The organism is Yinghuangia sp. YIM S10712 (assembly GCF_051388935.1).
Classification (GTDB): domain Bacteria; phylum Actinomycetota; class Actinomycetes; order Streptomycetales; family Streptomycetaceae; genus Yinghuangia.
This window is the reverse complement of record NZ_JBPKBI010000005.1, coordinates 209,097-225,109: the sequence shown is the minus strand read 5'-3', so window position 1 is coordinate 225,109 and position 16,013 is coordinate 209,097. Positions and strand designations below refer to the sequence as shown.

The 16,013-nt window shown below is 70.5% G+C and carries 11 protein-coding genes; 3 read left to right on the top strand and 8 right to left on the bottom strand.

Annotation, left to right across the window (positions count from 1 at the left end):
• Positions 1 to 139: 139 nt before the first annotated feature.
• The 6 genes from ACRX5W_RS14505 to ACRX5W_RS14480 form a co-directional block, all read right to left on the bottom strand.
• Entirely contained in the window at positions 140 to 2,083 is a 1,944-nt protein-coding gene (locus tag ACRX5W_RS14505) for a VWA domain-containing protein (protein ID WP_436788511.1), read from the bottom strand.
• Between the two features lie 263 nt (positions 2,084 to 2,346).
• Positions 2,347 to 3,027, bottom strand: coding sequence for a hypothetical protein (locus ACRX5W_RS14500; RefSeq protein ID WP_436788510.1), 681 nt, complete (start codon positions 3,025 to 3,027; stop codon positions 2,347 to 2,349).
• A gap of 56 nt (positions 3,028 to 3,083) precedes the next feature.
• Positions 3,084 to 4,667 (bottom strand): alpha/beta hydrolase, encoded by a 1,584-nt coding sequence (locus ACRX5W_RS14495; RefSeq protein WP_436788509.1) that lies wholly within the window; start codon positions 4,665 to 4,667, stop codon positions 3,084 to 3,086.
• Positions 4,667 to 5,128, bottom strand: a complete 462-nt coding sequence (locus ACRX5W_RS14490; RefSeq protein WP_436788508.1) for a hypothetical protein — start codon at positions 5,126 to 5,128, stop codon at positions 4,667 to 4,669. Before ACRX5W_RS14490 ends, ACRX5W_RS14495 begins: the two co-directional genes overlap by 1 nt.
• Before the next feature lie 122 nt (positions 5,129 to 5,250).
• Positions 5,251 to 5,415, bottom strand: coding sequence for a hypothetical protein (locus tag ACRX5W_RS14485; RefSeq protein ID WP_436788507.1), 165 nt, complete (start codon positions 5,413 to 5,415; stop codon positions 5,251 to 5,253).
• Positions 5,416 to 5,587: 172 nt separating this feature from the next.
• The gene (locus ACRX5W_RS14480) at positions 5,588 to 8,689 is read right to left on the bottom strand and encodes an ABC transporter substrate-binding protein (RefSeq protein ID WP_436788506.1); all 3,102 of its coding nucleotides are present in this window, start codon (positions 8,687 to 8,689) and stop codon (positions 5,588 to 5,590) included.
• 950 nt (positions 8,690 to 9,639) lie between these two features.
• On the opposite strand from ACRX5W_RS14480, the gene ACRX5W_RS14475 reads away from it, so the two are divergent.
• Positions 9,640 to 10,386 (top strand): hypothetical protein, encoded by a 747-nt coding sequence (locus ACRX5W_RS14475; protein ID WP_436788505.1) that lies wholly within the window; start codon positions 9,640 to 9,642, stop codon positions 10,384 to 10,386.
• A gap of 102 nt (positions 10,387 to 10,488) precedes the next feature.
• Here ACRX5W_RS14475 and ACRX5W_RS14470 read toward each other — a convergent pair whose 3' ends face one another.
• Both ACRX5W_RS14470 and glgX read right to left on the bottom strand, forming a co-directional pair.
• Positions 10,489 to 11,268, bottom strand: a complete 780-nt coding sequence (locus tag ACRX5W_RS14470) for a tyrosine-protein phosphatase (protein ID WP_436788504.1) — start codon at positions 11,266 to 11,268, stop codon at positions 10,489 to 10,491.
• A 171-nt stretch (positions 11,269 to 11,439) separates the two neighbouring features.
• Complete coding sequence (gene glgX / locus ACRX5W_RS14465) at positions 11,440 to 13,623, bottom strand: glycogen debranching protein GlgX (protein WP_436788503.1); 2,184 nt, start codon at positions 13,621 to 13,623, stop codon at positions 11,440 to 11,442.
• A gap of 414 nt (positions 13,624 to 14,037) precedes the next feature.
• Here glgX and ACRX5W_RS14460 point away from each other — a divergent pair, with 414 nt between their 5' ends.
• The gene (locus ACRX5W_RS14460; RefSeq protein ID WP_436788502.1) at positions 14,038 to 14,487 is read left to right on the top strand and encodes an NAD(P)H-binding protein; all 450 of its coding nucleotides are present in this window, start codon (positions 14,038 to 14,040) and stop codon (positions 14,485 to 14,487) included.
• Between the two features lie 205 nt (positions 14,488 to 14,692).
• Positions 14,693 to 15,916: a L,D-transpeptidase gene (locus ACRX5W_RS14455; protein WP_436788501.1), complete on the top strand. Its 1,224-nt coding sequence runs from the start codon at positions 14,693 to 14,695 to the stop codon at positions 15,914 to 15,916.
• Positions 15,917 to 16,013 lie beyond the last annotated feature (97 nt).

The following is a 16,013-nucleotide window of genomic DNA, read 5'->3' as shown; positions in this document are numbered from 1 at the left end:
TCCGGCCCCCCCCCCCCTCCTCGTTGTGACGGCCGCGCCGAAGCGCTTGCGCCACCCGGATGCGGACCGTGCGGCTCAACAGCAGCTGCACGCGCGAGTTGGGCGCGGTTCGCTTGCCGCGCAAGCCGGTTGCGGCGGTTCAGTCGCGGCGCAGGCCGTAGTAGCCGACGCCGGCGAGCAGCGCGACCGCGACGACGATGCCGACCGGCAGCGCGAGTTCGCTCACCGTCGACTCGCCGCTCTCCTTCGAGGCCGTCTGGCCGGACAGGTCGACGCCGTTCGCGCCGCCGTTCTCGCCCTTGCCCGTCCCGCCGGAGCCGCCCGTGCCGCCGGACGCCTGGCCGCCGGACGCCGCGCCGGTGCCGCCGCTCCCGGAGACGGTGCCGCCGCCCGCACTGTCACCGAACACGAACACCGGGTCGGCGCCCGGGCGCGGCTCGCCGGCGACCTCGACCGACAGGTCGATCGGCACGACGACGCCGAGCGCCTCCTCCGCCGGTTCGGCGACCTGGACCTGGATGTAGTACGTGCCCGGCACCGCGTACCCGTGCAGGTCGAAGCCGTCGGCGTCCTCGGGTTTGGCGATCTGCCACGGCCCGCAAACCGTCTCGAAGCGCCCGGTCTGCTTCGAGAACAGCTTGGTGTTCCGGTAATCGTCCTCGCTGCACGTGGTCGGGTTCCGGGTCGCGTTGTAGACCTGCACGGTCCAACCGGCGGTTTGCTCGTACGGGAAGTCCAACGGAATCTCCACGCCGGCCTTGACCGTCAGCTGCTGACCCGCTTTCAGATCGATTCGCCAGAAAGGCGCTTCGCCCACGGCGATCGACTGCCGGTAGTTGCCGGGGCCGATCGGTGTCGCGCTGTTGAAGGAGAACCCGCCGACGGCGTCCGGCCCGGTGCGCGGCTGCGGCAGCTTTTCTCCCGCGCGCGCGGTCGAGCTATCCGCTATACCGACCAGCAGTTCGATGGGAAGGGGCAGGTCACCCGCGTCGCTGACCCTGTTCTCGACCATGATGCAGCCGATGTCGTCCGCGGCCGGTGCCTTGCCCTCCTCGCCGGGCTTGCTGCGCGCTCCGGCGCTGACGATGTTCCGCCAGCCGCCGGACGCCTCGAACTGGCGCAGCCAGTCATCCGGGTCCCCGTCGCCGATCGTGCCGGCCATCACGGTGATGCTGGCGTCTCGGACGTAGTTCTCTTCGAGGATCGCCGTCGCGCTGACCTGCAACTGCTGGTCGGGGCGCTTCTTGACCTTGTAGTAGAGGTCGCGTCCGCCGGTGAAGCTGTCGATGTACTGCCCGGGGGTGACGAGCGGGGCGTCCGAACACCCGTTGATCGAGCCCTTGACCGGAGTTCCGGTGGCCTGGTAGGTCGTCCACGCCTTGCGGAACAGCGTGCCGAGGTTGGTGGTGAGCGTTTCCGCGGTGTCGGCGTCGGCGTACGACCCGTCCGTCACGTCGGCGATGCACTTGAGCTGGTCGCGTGCGGCGCCGGTGGTCTTGAAGCCGACCGCGTCGATGGCCAGGTCGATGCCGGCCGCCTTGAGCTCGCGGGCGACATCGCAGGGCAGCGGCGGCGCGCAGGTGTCCTCTCCGTCGGAGACCAGAACGATGCGGCGCTTGCCCTGCGTGCCGAGGTCCTGCGCGGCGGCCCGCAGCGCGACGCCGATCGGGGTGAAGCCCACCGCCTGCATGCCGGCGACCTGCTGCTTGGCGTTCGCGCGTGCCGCGGCGTTCATGGGCCCGACGGGGGCGAGGAGTTGCGTATCGGCGCAGCCTTGCGCGCGGTCTTCGCCCGGGTACTGCGCGCCGTAGACGCGCAGTCCGAGCTGGGCTTCCTCCGGAGCGGTGTCGATGATGCGGTTCACGGCCTGCTTCGCGGCGGCCAGGCGCGTCTGGCCGCCGGCGTCGTCGGCCTTCATCGACCCGGAAAGGTCCAGCACCAGCTCCATCTTCGGCGGAGGCCCGGTCTCGACGGGCGCCGAGGGAGCCGCGCCGGCCGTCGGCGCGCCCGGCAGCAGGCCGCCGAGCAGAACCAGCGGCGTCGCGAGGACCGCGGCGCGCAGGCGACGTGATCGGAGGGGCATGAGTCCGTTCCTTTGTCCGGGACGTCCGGTTGATCCGGTGGGCCGGCCGCTGACTGCTTGCGAAGCACGATCGTAGAGATCACCGGGCTGTTTGCGGTCGGGGAGGGACCCTCGCAAATCCCTCGTATCCCGGCGGCGTTGCGGTCGGCGGCGACGACGGTGAGGACGTGTACCGGCCGAGGCGCGCGGTGGTTTTTCTTCGCACGCCGTGCGCGGCGCGGAGTTCCGCGGCGCGCCGCGAGAGCGGGGGTGCGCGCGTCGTGTCAGCCGAGGATGTCGCGGATGCGCGTGAGGGTCGGGGACCCCGCGGTGCTCGATGCGACGGAGTCCGGAAGCGCCGAGGGTGACCTTGTCGGTGCCGGCGACGCGGGGGCCGACGGCGTCGCCGGTTCGGGCCCCCACAGGGGAGGTTTCGCCGGCACGTGGAGAGGGAGCCCCTTCAGATTGAAAAGGCTGTCGCGGTCGTCGCGGTCGGGGGTGACCCGGCAGGTGCTGGTGACCCATATGGCGACGTGGGTCGGCGGGCTCACCGTGAAGATCGAGAAGCCGAACCCGTGGTTGTCCTCGACGCCGCCGGTCATCTTCCAACTTCTCGCCGTCTCTCCCGGGGGCGCCGGCGTGGGGTTCGTGTACGTGCCGATCCTGAAGCCCTCGGCCCGCGCGTGGTCGTGCATGCGTCGAAAGGCCTCGTGCTGGTCGTCGCCGACGACCCGGAAGCCGCCCAGAACCACGGTGTAGTAGTAGCCGTCGGAGTATTGGCGTGGACCGGAGGGGCCGTCGCACGGAAGGCGGTGGATCGAGATGTGGTCGTCCGGCTCGGTCGCCCCGGATGCGAGAAGGAACCGCCGCATGACCTGGTAGGCGTCCTCACGCGTTTGCGCGCCCGTCACCACGGGCGTGTCCGCCGGGAACAACGTCGTCACCACCAACACGTAGCCGAACAACAGGGCCGCCGCCGAGACCGCCGCGACGAGGATGCGCCTTGGCCGACCGGATCGCGCTATGGGTCCTGGCCCATCACGATGTCCGCCTGGTTCCCGAGGCTGGTGTCCGGAACCCATTCGCCGTTCACCCATGTCATGTCCCAATAGCTGAAGTGCCCGCCGTCGTTGGTGGGGAACACCTGGGCGCCGAAAGAGGATTCGCTCGGCAGCGGGCCGTGGACGAAGCTGCCGGCCGGGGCGACCAGGTCGTCCTCGGCCAAGCCCACCCAGACGTGCCCGGTGTCGACCTTCAAATCGTGCGCGTCGTCCACCTGAACGCCTGGGCTGCCGAGGAAGACCACCTCGTCGGCGGGCAGGCCGTCCTTGTCACGGGCCGCGTAGGCGACGACCGACGTGCCGTAGCTGTGTGCGCTCACGGTCAGATGCTGGTTGGCGGGACCGGACGCGCGTGCTCCTTCGATGAATCGCCCGAGTCGCCCGGCGCCTTCCTGTGCGCGCTCGGTCCCGACGGCGCTGCCGAACGCCGTCGGGGACACCTCCGGCGCGTCGTAGTCGAGCCAGACGACCGCGGCGGCGTCCCCCGGAACCCCGCGAGTGACGTTGTTCGCCGCGCGTTGGAGCAGCGTGGCCCGGTCCACTTGTTCGCCCAACTTGCCGGACACGGTGGTGTTCGCGCCCGGGACCATGACGACGGTGTTCGTCGCGGTGTCCGGGTTGCCGACCGCCACGACCACCTCGCCGTCGCGGTTCCGGGCACCGAACCCCAGCAGCATGAGCTGCTCCTCGGGAAGGCGCTCCAGGTTCGTGGCCATCACCTGGCCGATGCGCCGGAGGTTGTCCCACTCGTGTTGCTCGGCCGTCGTCGCCGTTCCGCCGTCGACGAGGGGAGCGAGCTCCGCGAGACGCGAGCTGAGCGCCATCTGGTTGGCCTGGTGCCGCACGCTCGCGGGCAGGCCGTCCATCGACCCCACCTCGTGCGGGTAGTCGTTGAGGTACGCCTGCCGCTGAGCCTCCGTCAGCCCCGCCCACCACTGGGCGGTCCGGGCCGGGGTCATCGTCGTGAACGTACGCCGCAGGTCCTCCCGCGCGTGCTTGAGCGCCGCGTCGTCTCCTCGGGCGACCTCGCCGGTCGACAGCCCGGCGAGTGCTGCCGCGTGCCGGCTGTCGGCGGCGGTCGCGTCGTTGAGTATGGCCTGGAGGCGCTGGGCGTAGCCGTCGAGTTTGGCCCGTACGGCGGTGAGTTCGTGCTCCTCCCGCGGTGCCGTGGGCGGCAGGGCCTCGGCGACCCGGAACAGCGCGCCTTCCCCGAGGACGCTCACGCCCTCCGTCGAGGCGTGGTGCAGTTCGCCGAACAGCCGTGTCTGGGCGCCGCTCAACGCCTCTGCGGCGAAGTCGAGTTCGGCGGCGATGCCGCGCACTTCCACCGCGGCGATGCGGATCCGGCGCAGGGCGGCCTCAAGCTCGGGGTTGGCGAGCCCGGCCGCGTCGCCGCGCCAGCCCGCGGTCTCCGTCGCGCCGCATACACCGAGCTCGAAGTCCCTCGCGATGTCGTCGAGTTGGCGCATCGCGCGGGACCACGCGTCAGCGTGCGAACGAAGCGACTCGAATCGGGCGTCCTTCAGCTCCTCGAACGTCACCATCAGCGCAGATCGGCCGCGTTGCGGGCCTCGGCCTCCAAATACGCCCGCGTCGTCTCCCGGATCTTGGTCGCGCACGTGCGGACCGCCGAGGACAGCGCACCGAGCTCGTGGGACCACGCGTCCGCCAAGGCCCCGGCCTGCCAACCCGTCTGGAACCCCGGCAGCCCGGCGGGCGCCCCGAGCGCCAGGCCGGTGCCGAGTCCGAGCAGCGCGTCGGCGTTCGCGTCCGCCCGTGACGCGGCGGGCAACAGCAGATGGGAGTTCACGGTGTACCCGCCCGCGCGAGCCGGGTCGATCCCGGGCAAAAAGCCGGGCAACACCGGGTACGGGTTCACACCCGGCGCGGGAGAGGGCGTCGCCCCCGGCACGGGCACCGATCCCGGCGCTATGCCGCTCGGCGCGACCCCGGTCGGCCCGGGCGCCGGGGTCGGCGTCGGTGCCGGCGGTGGTTGATCAGACATGACGAGTCCCCCGACTCATGTCGTCAGCAGCGATACCGGCGGTCACTTTACTGACGTATCGCCCCAGGTGACAGGGGGGTTGCGGGGAACGTCCGCTTCCGGTCGCGGGCGTCGCGCGGGCGTCAGGGGAGCACGTAGTCGCGGAAGGTCTCCGAGATGGCCAGCAGCAAACCGAAAACCAGGGCCGGCGTCAGGACCAGCGCGATCAGGATGCCGATGCCATAGTCGGCCAGCCGCAGACGCCAGTTGTCCCAGTCGTCGTCCTTCTCGGCCCGAGGCTTCCCCACCCGCGTGACCCCTCCCCATCGCGCAATGAACCGCGAGTCTAGCCAGCCGGAGGCCGGAACGTACGTGTGTCCGGGCGGTGCTGTTCGAATCGCCCGGCGCGGGGCGCCGGGCACCGCGCCCGGGTCACCGGTTCGCCGGCGCCTCTCCGCCCGGCGGCGGCGTGACGTGGCGTCAGTTCTTCCCGACCCGGTCCCAGCGCAGTATGCCGTCGGCGTACGCTCCGTCAAGGCCCGACACCGCGCCCTTGCGATGCACGGCGAACACCGAGATCTCGGCGTAGAGCCACCACGGCGGATCGTCCGCGAGGGCCTGGAGGATCTTGTGGTACGCGGCCGTCTTCTCCTGCGCCGACGACGCGGAGCGCACGTCGTCCCAGGCCCGGTCGAGGGTGGAATTGCGGTACCCCAGGTAGTTCGCGTCGAAGCCGCTGCGGGTGATGGCGAACAGCCAGGTGTCGAGGTCCGCGCCGACCTCGTACCCCCACACGGCCTCGAAGTTGCGTTTGGCGAACCGCTCGCCGAACTGCTCGGAGGTGAGCGTCCGGTAGTCCATGGTCACGTTCCGGAACTCGGACAACTGCGCCTTGATGCCCTCCATGGCGCGCTGCTCGCTTTCGAGGGCCGACACCGTGAACGACAACCGGTTCCCTTCGGCGGCCAGCTCGTCGAACAGCTTCTGCGCCTCCGCGGCGTCCGGGGCAGGCTGCTGTGGCGGCCCTCCCGCGCGCAGCGGCGACGTCGCGGGGACGACGGTCCGGGTGGTGGTGACGGTCGCCCCGGCGTCCTCGGCCAGTTCCTCGGGGTCCAGCGCGAGCGCGACCGCCTTGCGCGCCCGAGGGTCGTCGAACGGCGACTTGTCGGAGTTGAAGCCCAGCAGCAGCGCGCCCGTGTTGACGGTCGGCGTCAGTTCGAGACCGGCGGAACGTGCCTGCTGGAGATCGGGCAGGGCGCTCTGGAAGTTCATGTCGGCGCTGCCGTCGATGACCGGCGCGACCGGCTGCTGCGTCTCCACCTCGAACACCAGTGAGTCCAGCAACGGGCGGTCCGGGCCCTGCCAGTAGTTGGGATTGCGGACGAACACCTGCTTTTCGCCCTGCGTCCAGCTCTGTAGGGTGAACGGCCCGGCACCGACCGGCTGTTTGGCGAAGCCCTGCGGATTCGCGCGGATCGCCGTCGGCGAGCCGATGTACGCGAGCTCGTCGGCGATCAGGTGGTCGAACGTCTTGTCCGGATACGGCAACGTGATGTCCAGGCGCGTCGGGCTGACCACGCGCATCGTCAGACCGCGTACGGCACTGGCGTGCGCCGACTTCACCGACGGGTCGCCGTGCCGCTGCCAGTTGAACTTGACCGCCTCGGCGTCGAACGGCGTGCCGTCGGAGAACTTCACGTCGGGACGCAGCTCAAGCGACCACGTGTAGCCGTCGGGCGTCGATGTGAGCGACTTCGCCAGATGCGGTTCGACCTTGCCCGTCGACTGCACGAAGACGACCAGCGGGTCGTACAGCGCGGCCATTCTCTGGCCGTCGCCGTAGGCCGGGTAGAACGCGGAGAACGGGTCGAGCGACTGCGAGTCGGAGTTGATCGAGACCGTCAGCGTGCCGCCTTTGCGCGGCGCGGGACTCGTCGGCGACGGGCCGCTCGTCTGCCGTGCCGGGCCCTCGTCGGAGACGAGCTGCGCAACCGCGATGCCGATCCCGGCCAGCACCGCGAGCACGGTGACGATGATCGCCGAGAGCCACACGCGTCGGCCGCCGGGCAGCCGGTCGAGCCGGGTGCCGTGCGCAGGGGTGGCCGGCTGGGGCGACAGCAGCGGAGAGGGGCCGTATGGCGGGGACCACGCGCCGTGCGGCGTGCCCGGGGGTGTCGCCGGCGGCGGGGTGGAGTAGGCGTACGGGCCCGGATACGCGCTCGGCGCCGGAGGGCCGCCCGGACGCGGGACGTGGCCGGGGCCGCTGCCCGGGTACGGCGGGCGCGGGCCGCTGTCATAAGGGGACCCGGGGCCGGTCGGAGGCACGGCGAAGCCGCCCGGAGGGCCGGAGCCGCTGTGCGCGGGGGGCCCGACCGGGATGTCGGCGTGGCCGGATCGGCCGAGCGGGCCCGGGGACGAATCGGGCTTGGAAACGGCGACGGCGTCGTTCTCGGTGGCGTCGGTGTCACCGATACCTGTGGCCCCTGTCACTCCTGTGACCCCGGTGGTCGAGGAGGTCGCCTCCGGGGCTGCGGTGGCGCCCGTGAGCGCGGTTGCCTCGGCTATGCCGGTGATCCCGGCCATCCACGCCGGGCGCTCGGACGCCTCCGAATCGGGGGAGGCGGGCGTGGACCGCCCCGACTCGGGACCCGGAGCGAACGGGGAGAGCCGCACGTCGTCCGCCGTCACGTCGGTCAACGCCAGCAGCGCGACCTGGTGGGCGTGTTCGCGGCGTTCCGCGATCGACGACACCACGCCTTCCGGAAGCCAGTGCATGCTCGGGCCCGGCGTCGACAGCGCGTGCACGAGCTCCGACGGCTTCGGACGCTCCTGCGGGTGCTTCGAGAGACACGCGGCGACGATGTCGCGCAGCTCGTCCGGCAGGCCCAGGAGGTTCGGCTGCGTGTGCACGACCCGGTACAGCATGGCCTGCGCCGAGCCGCCGCCGAACGGTGCGAGCCCGGCCGCCGAGCACAGCACCGCGCCGAGCGCGAAGACGTCCGCGGCCGGGGTGACGCGCTCGGAATTGAGCTGTTCGGGGGACAGGAAACCGACCGAGCCGACCATGTAGCCGGTCTCGGTGACGGTGGCCCCTTCGGTGACGCGCACGATGCCGAAGTCGATGACGCGCGGCCCGTCCTCCGCCAGCAGGATGTTGGACGGCTTCAGGTCGCGGTGGATCAGCCCGCAGGCGTGGATCGCCTCCAGCGCCTCCGCGAGACCGGCGCCGAGAACGCGCAACGCGGCCACGGGGAAGGGCCCGTGGTGACGGACCGCCTCCTCCACGGAGGGGCCGGGGATGTACTCGGTCACCATCCACGCGGGTGTGGCGTGCGCGTCGGCGGCGACGACGGCGGCGGTGTGGAACGCGCTGACGCGCCGCGACGCGTCGACCTCGCGTCGGAAGCGCGCGCGGAAATCCGGGTCGTCCGACAGGTCGGGGCGTACCACCTTGATCGCGACGAGGCGTCCGCTGGCCGAGCGGCCGAGGAACACCTGGCCCATACCGCCCGTGCCGAGACGGGCGATCACCCGGTAGCCGCCGACTTCGTCCGGATCGCCCGGACGCAGCGCTTGGATCACGGTCGGCCCCCTCACAGCCCTGAAGACGGACGGTACCGCAGGAACACGACGCGGATCAGGGGCCCGAGGCCGTCCCCGGGCCAATCTGCACGCCCGAGACCCGCGAGCGCCGCGCCCGCGTTCGGCGGCGAAGGTGGCCGCCGGCCCTCGGCCGTACGCCGACGTCCCCATGAGTGGGATGTCCGTGGACGCAGGACGGTTCCCGGCAGCGGCGGCGGTGCCGGGTAACGCGCCGGGAGGGCGATCACGCAGACCTTACCGCTGCTTCGGACCGGGAATCGCCCGCGGGGGCGGAACCGACCCCGGCCCGGCCCCGGTTGCCCGGCGATCAGGGCGACCCTCGGGGCGACAGGATTCCCTGGGGGCGGAGATCGCCTGTGGGTGGGGCGAGGACCGCCGCATCCTTTATTTCGACGCCTACCACTTGCGCTCGCTGACCCGCCCGTACTACGAGAGCCGGAACGTCCGAATTCTGTTGGGCGCGGCTCTCGGCGCGTTCTTGGACGACCCGAACGACAGCAAGCCGGTGCCGCTCGTCGGCACGCGCACGCGGGCCGGCCTTGTGGCTCGAACGCGTGTGTGATCTCCCGAGGTCTACGCGCCTTCAGGCGAATTCGCCCTGGCCGCAGGCTTTTTGGTGCTCGGACCCCGGTGGCCGTGCCTACCGTGGAGCGCATGGAAACCCACGACCTGAACCTGACCCCCTTCCGCTGGGACTGCCCGTTCCCGAGCGCGGACCCGCCTGGCTCGACGAAGTCGTCCGTCGCCAAAGCGGCGTGGCGACAGTCCGCCAATTACGACGGGGCGGCGTCTCGGATGAGAAGCGACGAGCGCGAGTTCGCCGAGGGGCATGGCTGCGCGTCGCGCCGAACGTCGTCGTGCTCGCACCGTCGCGGCCCACCCGCCGCCAATCCATCGTGGCGGCCCTCCTGCACGTGGGAAAGGGCGCCGTGGCGACCGGCCTGACGGCCCTCGAACTCGCGGAGGCCACCGGCATCCGGCACGGCGCCGACATCCATGTGCTGGTGCCGCGCGACTGCGCCGCGAAGCCGTTGCCCGCCGTTTTCCATGAGCGGACCTCGCGACTGCCCGAGCCCCTGCCGCTGCGGGCGCCGCCGAGGGCATCGCACGCGCGGGCGACTGTCGACGCCTGCCGACGCCTGGTGGCCGGCAGACGCCCCCACGACCGGCGGCAGGCGAGAGCCACCGCGCTCGCGGTTGTTCAGCAACGGCTGTGCGAAGTCGCCGAGTTGCGTGCCGAGTGCGAGGCCGGACCACGGCGTATGAGGCGGCGGGTGCGGGCGCTCGTCGACGAGGCGTCCGCCGACGTCAGGTCGGTCCCGGAGGCCGATCTGCGCCTGCTGGTCCGCGCCTCGGAGCTGCCCGAGCCGCTGTGGAACCCGAGGATCCACCTCCTCGACGGCACCTTCCTGTGCTCCCCGGACGGCCTGTGGGAGGACGAGGCCGTGGCAGTGGAGGTCGACTCCGTCAGCCACCACGGCTTCGGCGCGGACCGGTGCAGGACCGATCAGCGCGCCCGCGCGATGCGCGCCGCGGGGCTGACCGTCGTGTCGGTGCTGCCCCGGCAGATCAGGGACGCGGGCCCCGAGGTCGTCCGCCGACTCGGCCGGGCGATCCGCGAGGCGCGCGCCCGGCCGAGACGGCACTTGGGGCTGGCGGTGTTGCCTGCCGCCTGACGGGGTGCCGTGCGGGTCAGACGCCTCCGCTGAGGATGGTCGGGACTCCGGTAGGCGCGTGCGGGGTGCCGGGCGGTCCCGGACAGCGCCCGCACGGGACGGTCAGGACTCCAGCAGGCGCGTGCGAAGAGCCTCGATGTGGGTGGGCGAGACGCCTACGCCTTCGCGGACGTACGCCTCCACCGAGCCGTACTTCTTCTCGGCCGCGGTGAACGCCGTGTCGAGGTATTCCGGGCGCACCGCGAACACCGGGCGCAGGTGCTCGGGGTCGAACCCGCGCTGGGCGTTGGCTTCGAGGAAGCGCTCGTTCTTGGCGTGCAGGTGTCGGGCGCTGGCGAGGTAGTCCTCGAGAACGGTCTCGCGCGGCACACCGAGCAGGGTGAGCAGCACGGCCGAGGTCCAGCCGGTGCGGTCCTTCCCCTGGGAGCAGTGGAAGACGGTCGGGAACTCCGTCTCGGCGAGACGCGTGAACACCTTGCGGTACGCGGCGTGTGCCTGATCGGTGGTGACGAACCGGCGGTAGACCTCGCGCATCAGCTCGATGCCGGCGTCGCCGCCCATCAGCTCTCCGGCCCGCTTCGGGTCGGCGAAGATGTCGCCGAAGAGGTCGTTGTTGGAGTGCCCCATCACGTCGGCGACCAGGAGCTCGACCCCGGCCGGAAGCAGGTCGGGCTCCCGGTCGCGCTCGTGCTCCGACCGAAGGTCGAACACCAGCCCGATGCCCAGCCCGGTGAACGTGGAGCTGTCCGTCGGGTCGAGGGCCGCAAGCCCGTCCGAGCGGAATACGAGACCGGAACGCACTTTGCGCCCGTCGGCGGTCGCGTGGCCACCGGCGTCCCGGAAGTTCGGGGCGGTGGTCAGGATCGGCGTGGGCGCAGTCATCGGCGTCGGACTCCATTCGTACGGGGACGCGTGTCATACCAGGGTGACATCCCGAAGGCCGAGTCTCTCCCACGGCCCCAACACGCACGTATACAACGGTGGACAGTCACAAGAACAGGTGATCACCCGTGCCGGGAAGGCGGCAGCCGGAGAGCCTGGGGCAGCGCGGGGTCAGGTGGGCGCCCACACCGCGTGTTCGACGCGGAGGAGGAGGGCCGAACGGGCGGGGACGGTCAGGGGGGTGCCGGCGGTGACCTGTTCGTTGAAGCGGGCGAAGGGGTTCGTGTCCAGGGCGGTGTCGAGGACGATTTCGTACGAGTGGGCCCAGGGCTCGTCCGGAAGCATGAAGCGGATCGGTTGTGTCGACGCGTGCAGGATGACCAGGAAGCTGTCGTCGACGATGCGTTCGCCGCGTGGGCCGCGCTGGCGGATGTCGAGACCGGACAGGTACATACCGAGAGTCGCGGTCGGTGAGAACCAGTCGCGCTCGGTCATTTCGCGTCCGGTCGGGGTGAACCACGCCAGGTCCCGCAGGCCGTCGGGGAAGGAGGGTCGGCCGGAGAAGAACGCGCGGCGGCACAGGACCGGGTGATTGCGGCGCAGACGGATCAGGCGCGAGGTCAGGTCGAGCAGGGGACGCCACTGCGGGTCGTTCAATGCCGACCAGTCGAGCCAACTGAGTTCGTTGTCCTGGCAGTAGGCGTTGTTGTTGCCGGATTGCGTGCGGCCCATCTCGTCGCCGGCGACCAGCATGGGCACGCCGGTCGACAGCAGCAGAGTCGTGATCATGTTGCGCAACTGCCTTCGACGCAGCAGGTTGATCTCGCGGTCGGCGGTCTCGCCTTCGTGGCCGCAGTTCCACGAGCGGTTGTCGTTCGTTCCGTCGCGGTTGTCCTCGCCGTTGGCCTCGTTGTGCTTGCCGTCGTACGACACCAGGTCACGGAGTGTGAACCCGTCGTGCGCGGTCACGAAGTTGATCGAGGCGTAGGGGTGCCGAGCGTCCTGCTGGTACAGATCGGATGAACCGGACAGGCGGTAGGCGAGGTCTCGTACGTCCGTGCGGGCGCCGCGCCAGAAGTCGCGAACGGTGTCGCGGTACCGGTCGTTCCACTCGGTCCACAGCGGCGGGAACTCCCCGACCTGGTAGCCGCCTTCGCCGACGTCCCACGGCTCGGCGATCAGCTTGACGCGGGAAAGAACGGGATCTTGTCCGATGACGGTCAAAAACGACGAGAGCTTGTCGACATCGTGCATCGATCGGGCCAGGGCTGCGGCGAGATCGAAGCGGAATCCGTCCACGCCCATCTCGGTCACCCAATAGCGCAGCGAGTCGGTGATCAACTGGAGGACGTGCGGCTGCACGACGTTGAGTGTGTTGCCGCACCCGGTGTAGTCGGTGTACTCCCGACCGCCGTCGCGCAGCCGGTAGTAGGCCGCGTTGTCGATGCCGCGGAAGCACAGCGTCGGCCCGCCCGGCCCGCCCTCGCCGGTGTGGTTGTAGACGACGTCGAGGATCACCTCGATCCCGGCATCGTGCAGCGCCCGCACCATGTGCCGGAACTCGTGGACCTGGCCGCCGCGTCCGCCCGATGCCGAATAGCCGGCGTGTGGGGCGAAGTAGCCGATCGAGTTGTATCCCCAGTAGTTGGTGGACCCGCGGCGCAGCAGGTGTTCCTCGGAGACGAAGTGGTGCACGGGCAGCAGTTCGACGGCGGTGACGCCGAGGCGTACGAGGTGGTCGATCGCAGCGGGGTGGGCCAGACCCGCGTAAGTGCCGCGCAGGTGTTCGGGGATGCCGGGGTGGCGGGCGGTGAATCCCTTGACGTGAAGCTCGTAGATGACGCTCTCGGCCCAGGGGATCTTCGGACGCCGGTCGTCGGACCAGTCGAACTCCTCGTGTACGACCACCGATTTGGGGACAAAAGGGGATGAATCCCGAGGGTCGGCCGTGTCGTCGTCTCCCGGGACGTGCCCGTAGACCGCGTCGTTGAGCACATATGCACCGTCGATCGCGCGCGCATACGGATCCAGCAGCAGCTTCGCCGGATTCCAGCGTGCGCCTCGCCACGGCTCCCATGGCCCGTGCACGCGGAAGCCGTACCGCTGCCCGGGGCCCACGCCTGGGACGAAACCGTGCCACACATGGAACGTCTGATCCGTGAGTGGAAGACGCGTCTCGCGCAGGCGTCCGTCCGGGCCTTCCTCGAACAGACACAGGTCGACGGCCTCCGCTCCGCCGGCCCACAGTGCGAAGTTCGTGCCGGTGCCCTCGAACCGCGCACCGAGCGGCAGTCGGCGGCCCGGCCACGGTCGATCCACCCTGCTGTTCCCCGCCTCCCGGGCGAAACCGGCCATTGCGGATCCGGTTGGCGCGAATCCGGTCTGCGCGAATCCGGTCGGTGCGGCCCCGGACCGTGCCGATCCGGTGCGCGCGGCCTCGGACCGTGCCGATCCGGTGCGTGCGGTCCCGGTCTGCGCGGCCTCGGACCGTGCCGATCCGGTGTGCGCGGCCCCGGCGTTCGCGGGAGCCCCGGGCTCCGACGGGGACGGGTCGGGCCGACGTGTCACAGACTCCCCCTGATGCGCCATTGGCTCCGCCCTCCCGCCGTTGTTGCTACGCAGGGTGTTCCCTTTCGGGGCGCAAGGCAAAGGCCACCTGTTCCGTCGGTCGGTATCCGCACACCACGATGCGCACGAATAGTCCTCAATGCAAAGGTTTTCCACGGTTTATCAGAATCCTGCGCTCCGTCAGGCCGCTACCGTGGCCACATGCCCGTCGTCGTCACCGGTGCGCATCTGCCGCTCGGCCGTGCGCTCGTGCTCGCGTTGGCCGAGCGGGATGTTCCGGACCTGCGGGCCGTCGTGCGTGACCGTGCCGCCGCCGCGCCGTTGCGGGGCGCCGGGGTGCGGGTGGCGGTGAATGACCTCTCCGACCCGCTGCGGCTCGGGGCTGTCCTCGAAAACGCTTACACCGTCGTGCACTTGGATGCGGGGACCGACGGAACCGGCGGCCCCCTGGACACGTGGGAATGGCTGCTGGAAGCCGCCGAGGACACCGGTCTTCGGCGCATCGTGACCGTGCTGCCGTACGGCGTCGAGCCGCCGCAGGGGAGCGGCGCGTACCACGTCGTCGTCGTGCGCGGCGAGTTGCCCGGCCTCGCGGACACGCCCGATCCCGCCCTGGTCAGCGCGCTGTTGGCGGCGGACTCACGGCGCTGAGCCGAGTTCCGGCGCGCTCGTCCCGATTCGGTTACGGCGCCGATTTCCGGCAACCGAAGATGTGTTCGGTACGTCTAAAGGGTGTATGGCCGGTGCCGTGCCCATTCGTCGGGCCGGGCCGCCCCGAAGCACCGCACGTGAAGGGAACTTCTCCATGACCCGAGCACCGCAGCCGCGCCCAGGTCGACCACGTTGGCGTCATATCGTGGCGCTGCTTCTCGGCGCCCTCGTCCTGGTCACAGCGTGCAGCTCCGGTGACGGCAAGAAGTCCGACACCGGCGGGAACACCGGCTCCGGAGGCACGTCCGCGGGCGCGACGGCCGGTTCGTCCGGCGGGGTTTCGCCGTCCGCGTCGGTGAACCCGGCGCAGGTCACCATCAGCCCGTCCGACGCGGCGGTGGGTGTCGACGTCGTCACACCGGTCGTCGTGGAGGTCGGTGACGGCGACAAACTCGAAAGCGTCGCCCTGACCAACTCCCGTGACGAAAACGTCGACGGCAGCCTCCAGGCGGACGGCAAGACCTGGAAGCCGAACGTCCCCTTCACGTTCGGTTCGAAGTACACCGTGACCGCCGTCGCGGTCAACAAGGCGGGTGCGAAGACCACCGCGACCGCGTCGTTCACCACGGTGAGCAACGACAAGAAGATCACCGCGTCGTTCTTCCCGGACAACGGCATGACGGTCGGCGTCGGCCAGCCGATATCGATCAAGTTCAACGCGCCGGTAACGGACAAGGCCACCGTCGAGAAGGCACTCACCGTCACCGCCGGCCCCTCGGTCGAGGGCTCGTGGCACTGGTTCGGCTCGCAGCGCGTCGACTACCGGCCGAAGGAGTACTGGCCGGTCAACACGCAGGTGAAGGTCGACCTCAACCTGCGCGGCATAGACGCCGGCAACGGTGCCAAGTTCGAGCAGTTCAAGAGCTTTTCGTTCAAGGTGAGCGACAGCAAGACGGTCAGCGTCGTCGACGTCGACACCAAGACCATGAAGGTCTACAAGAACGACGTGATGGTCAAGGAAATACCCGTCACCACCGGAGAGCTGCCGAAGTACGCGACGTGGGGCGGCAAGATGGTCGTGATGGAGAAGTACGAGAGCACGCGGATGAACTCCGAAACGGTCGGCATGGCGGGCGAGTACGACATACCGAACGTCCCGTGGGCGGTCCGTACGACGACCTCCGGCACCTTCGTGCACGGCAACTTCTGGGCGAATCCGGCCGAGGTTTTCGGCAAGCAGAACACCAGCCACGGCTGCGTCAGCATGACCCCCGAGAACGCCAAGTGGTTCTACGACAACGCGGCGATGCCGGGCGACATCGTGGACGTCGTCAACGCCAAGGACGAGGTGGTCGCGCCGGACAACGGCTACGGCGCGTGGAACCTGACCTGGGAGGCGTGGGTCCAGGGCAGCGCCGCCCGGAACTGAGCAGCGACCGCCTGGCGGTCGGACCGCGTCCGGCGCGGTGACGTTCGGTGGGGTCGGGGGATCGGCAAGGGCGGGAGCGGGCCGTCGGTACGGCCCG

Coding starts and splice junctions, on each gene's coding strand:
- ACRX5W_RS14505 (WP_436788511.1), bottom strand. CDS start 2,083: ATGCCCCTCCGATCACGTCGCCTGCGCGCCGCGGTCCTCGCGACGCCG.
- ACRX5W_RS14495 (WP_436788509.1), bottom strand. CDS start 4,667: ATGGTGACGTTCGAGGAGCTGAAGGACGCCCGATTCGAGTCGCTTCGT.
- ACRX5W_RS14490 (WP_436788508.1), bottom strand. CDS start 5,128: ATGTCTGATCAACCACCGCCGGCACCGACGCCGACCCCGGCGCCCGGG.
- ACRX5W_RS14470 (WP_436788504.1), bottom strand. CDS start 11,268: ATGACTGCGCCCACGCCGATCCTGACCACCGCCCCGAACTTCCGGGAC.
- glgX (WP_436788503.1), bottom strand. CDS start 13,623: ATGGCCGGTTTCGCCCGGGAGGCGGGGAACAGCAGGGTGGATCGACCG.
- ACRX5W_RS14460 (WP_436788502.1), top strand. CDS start 14,038: ATGCCCGTCGTCGTCACCGGTGCGCATCTGCCGCTCGGCCGTGCGCTC.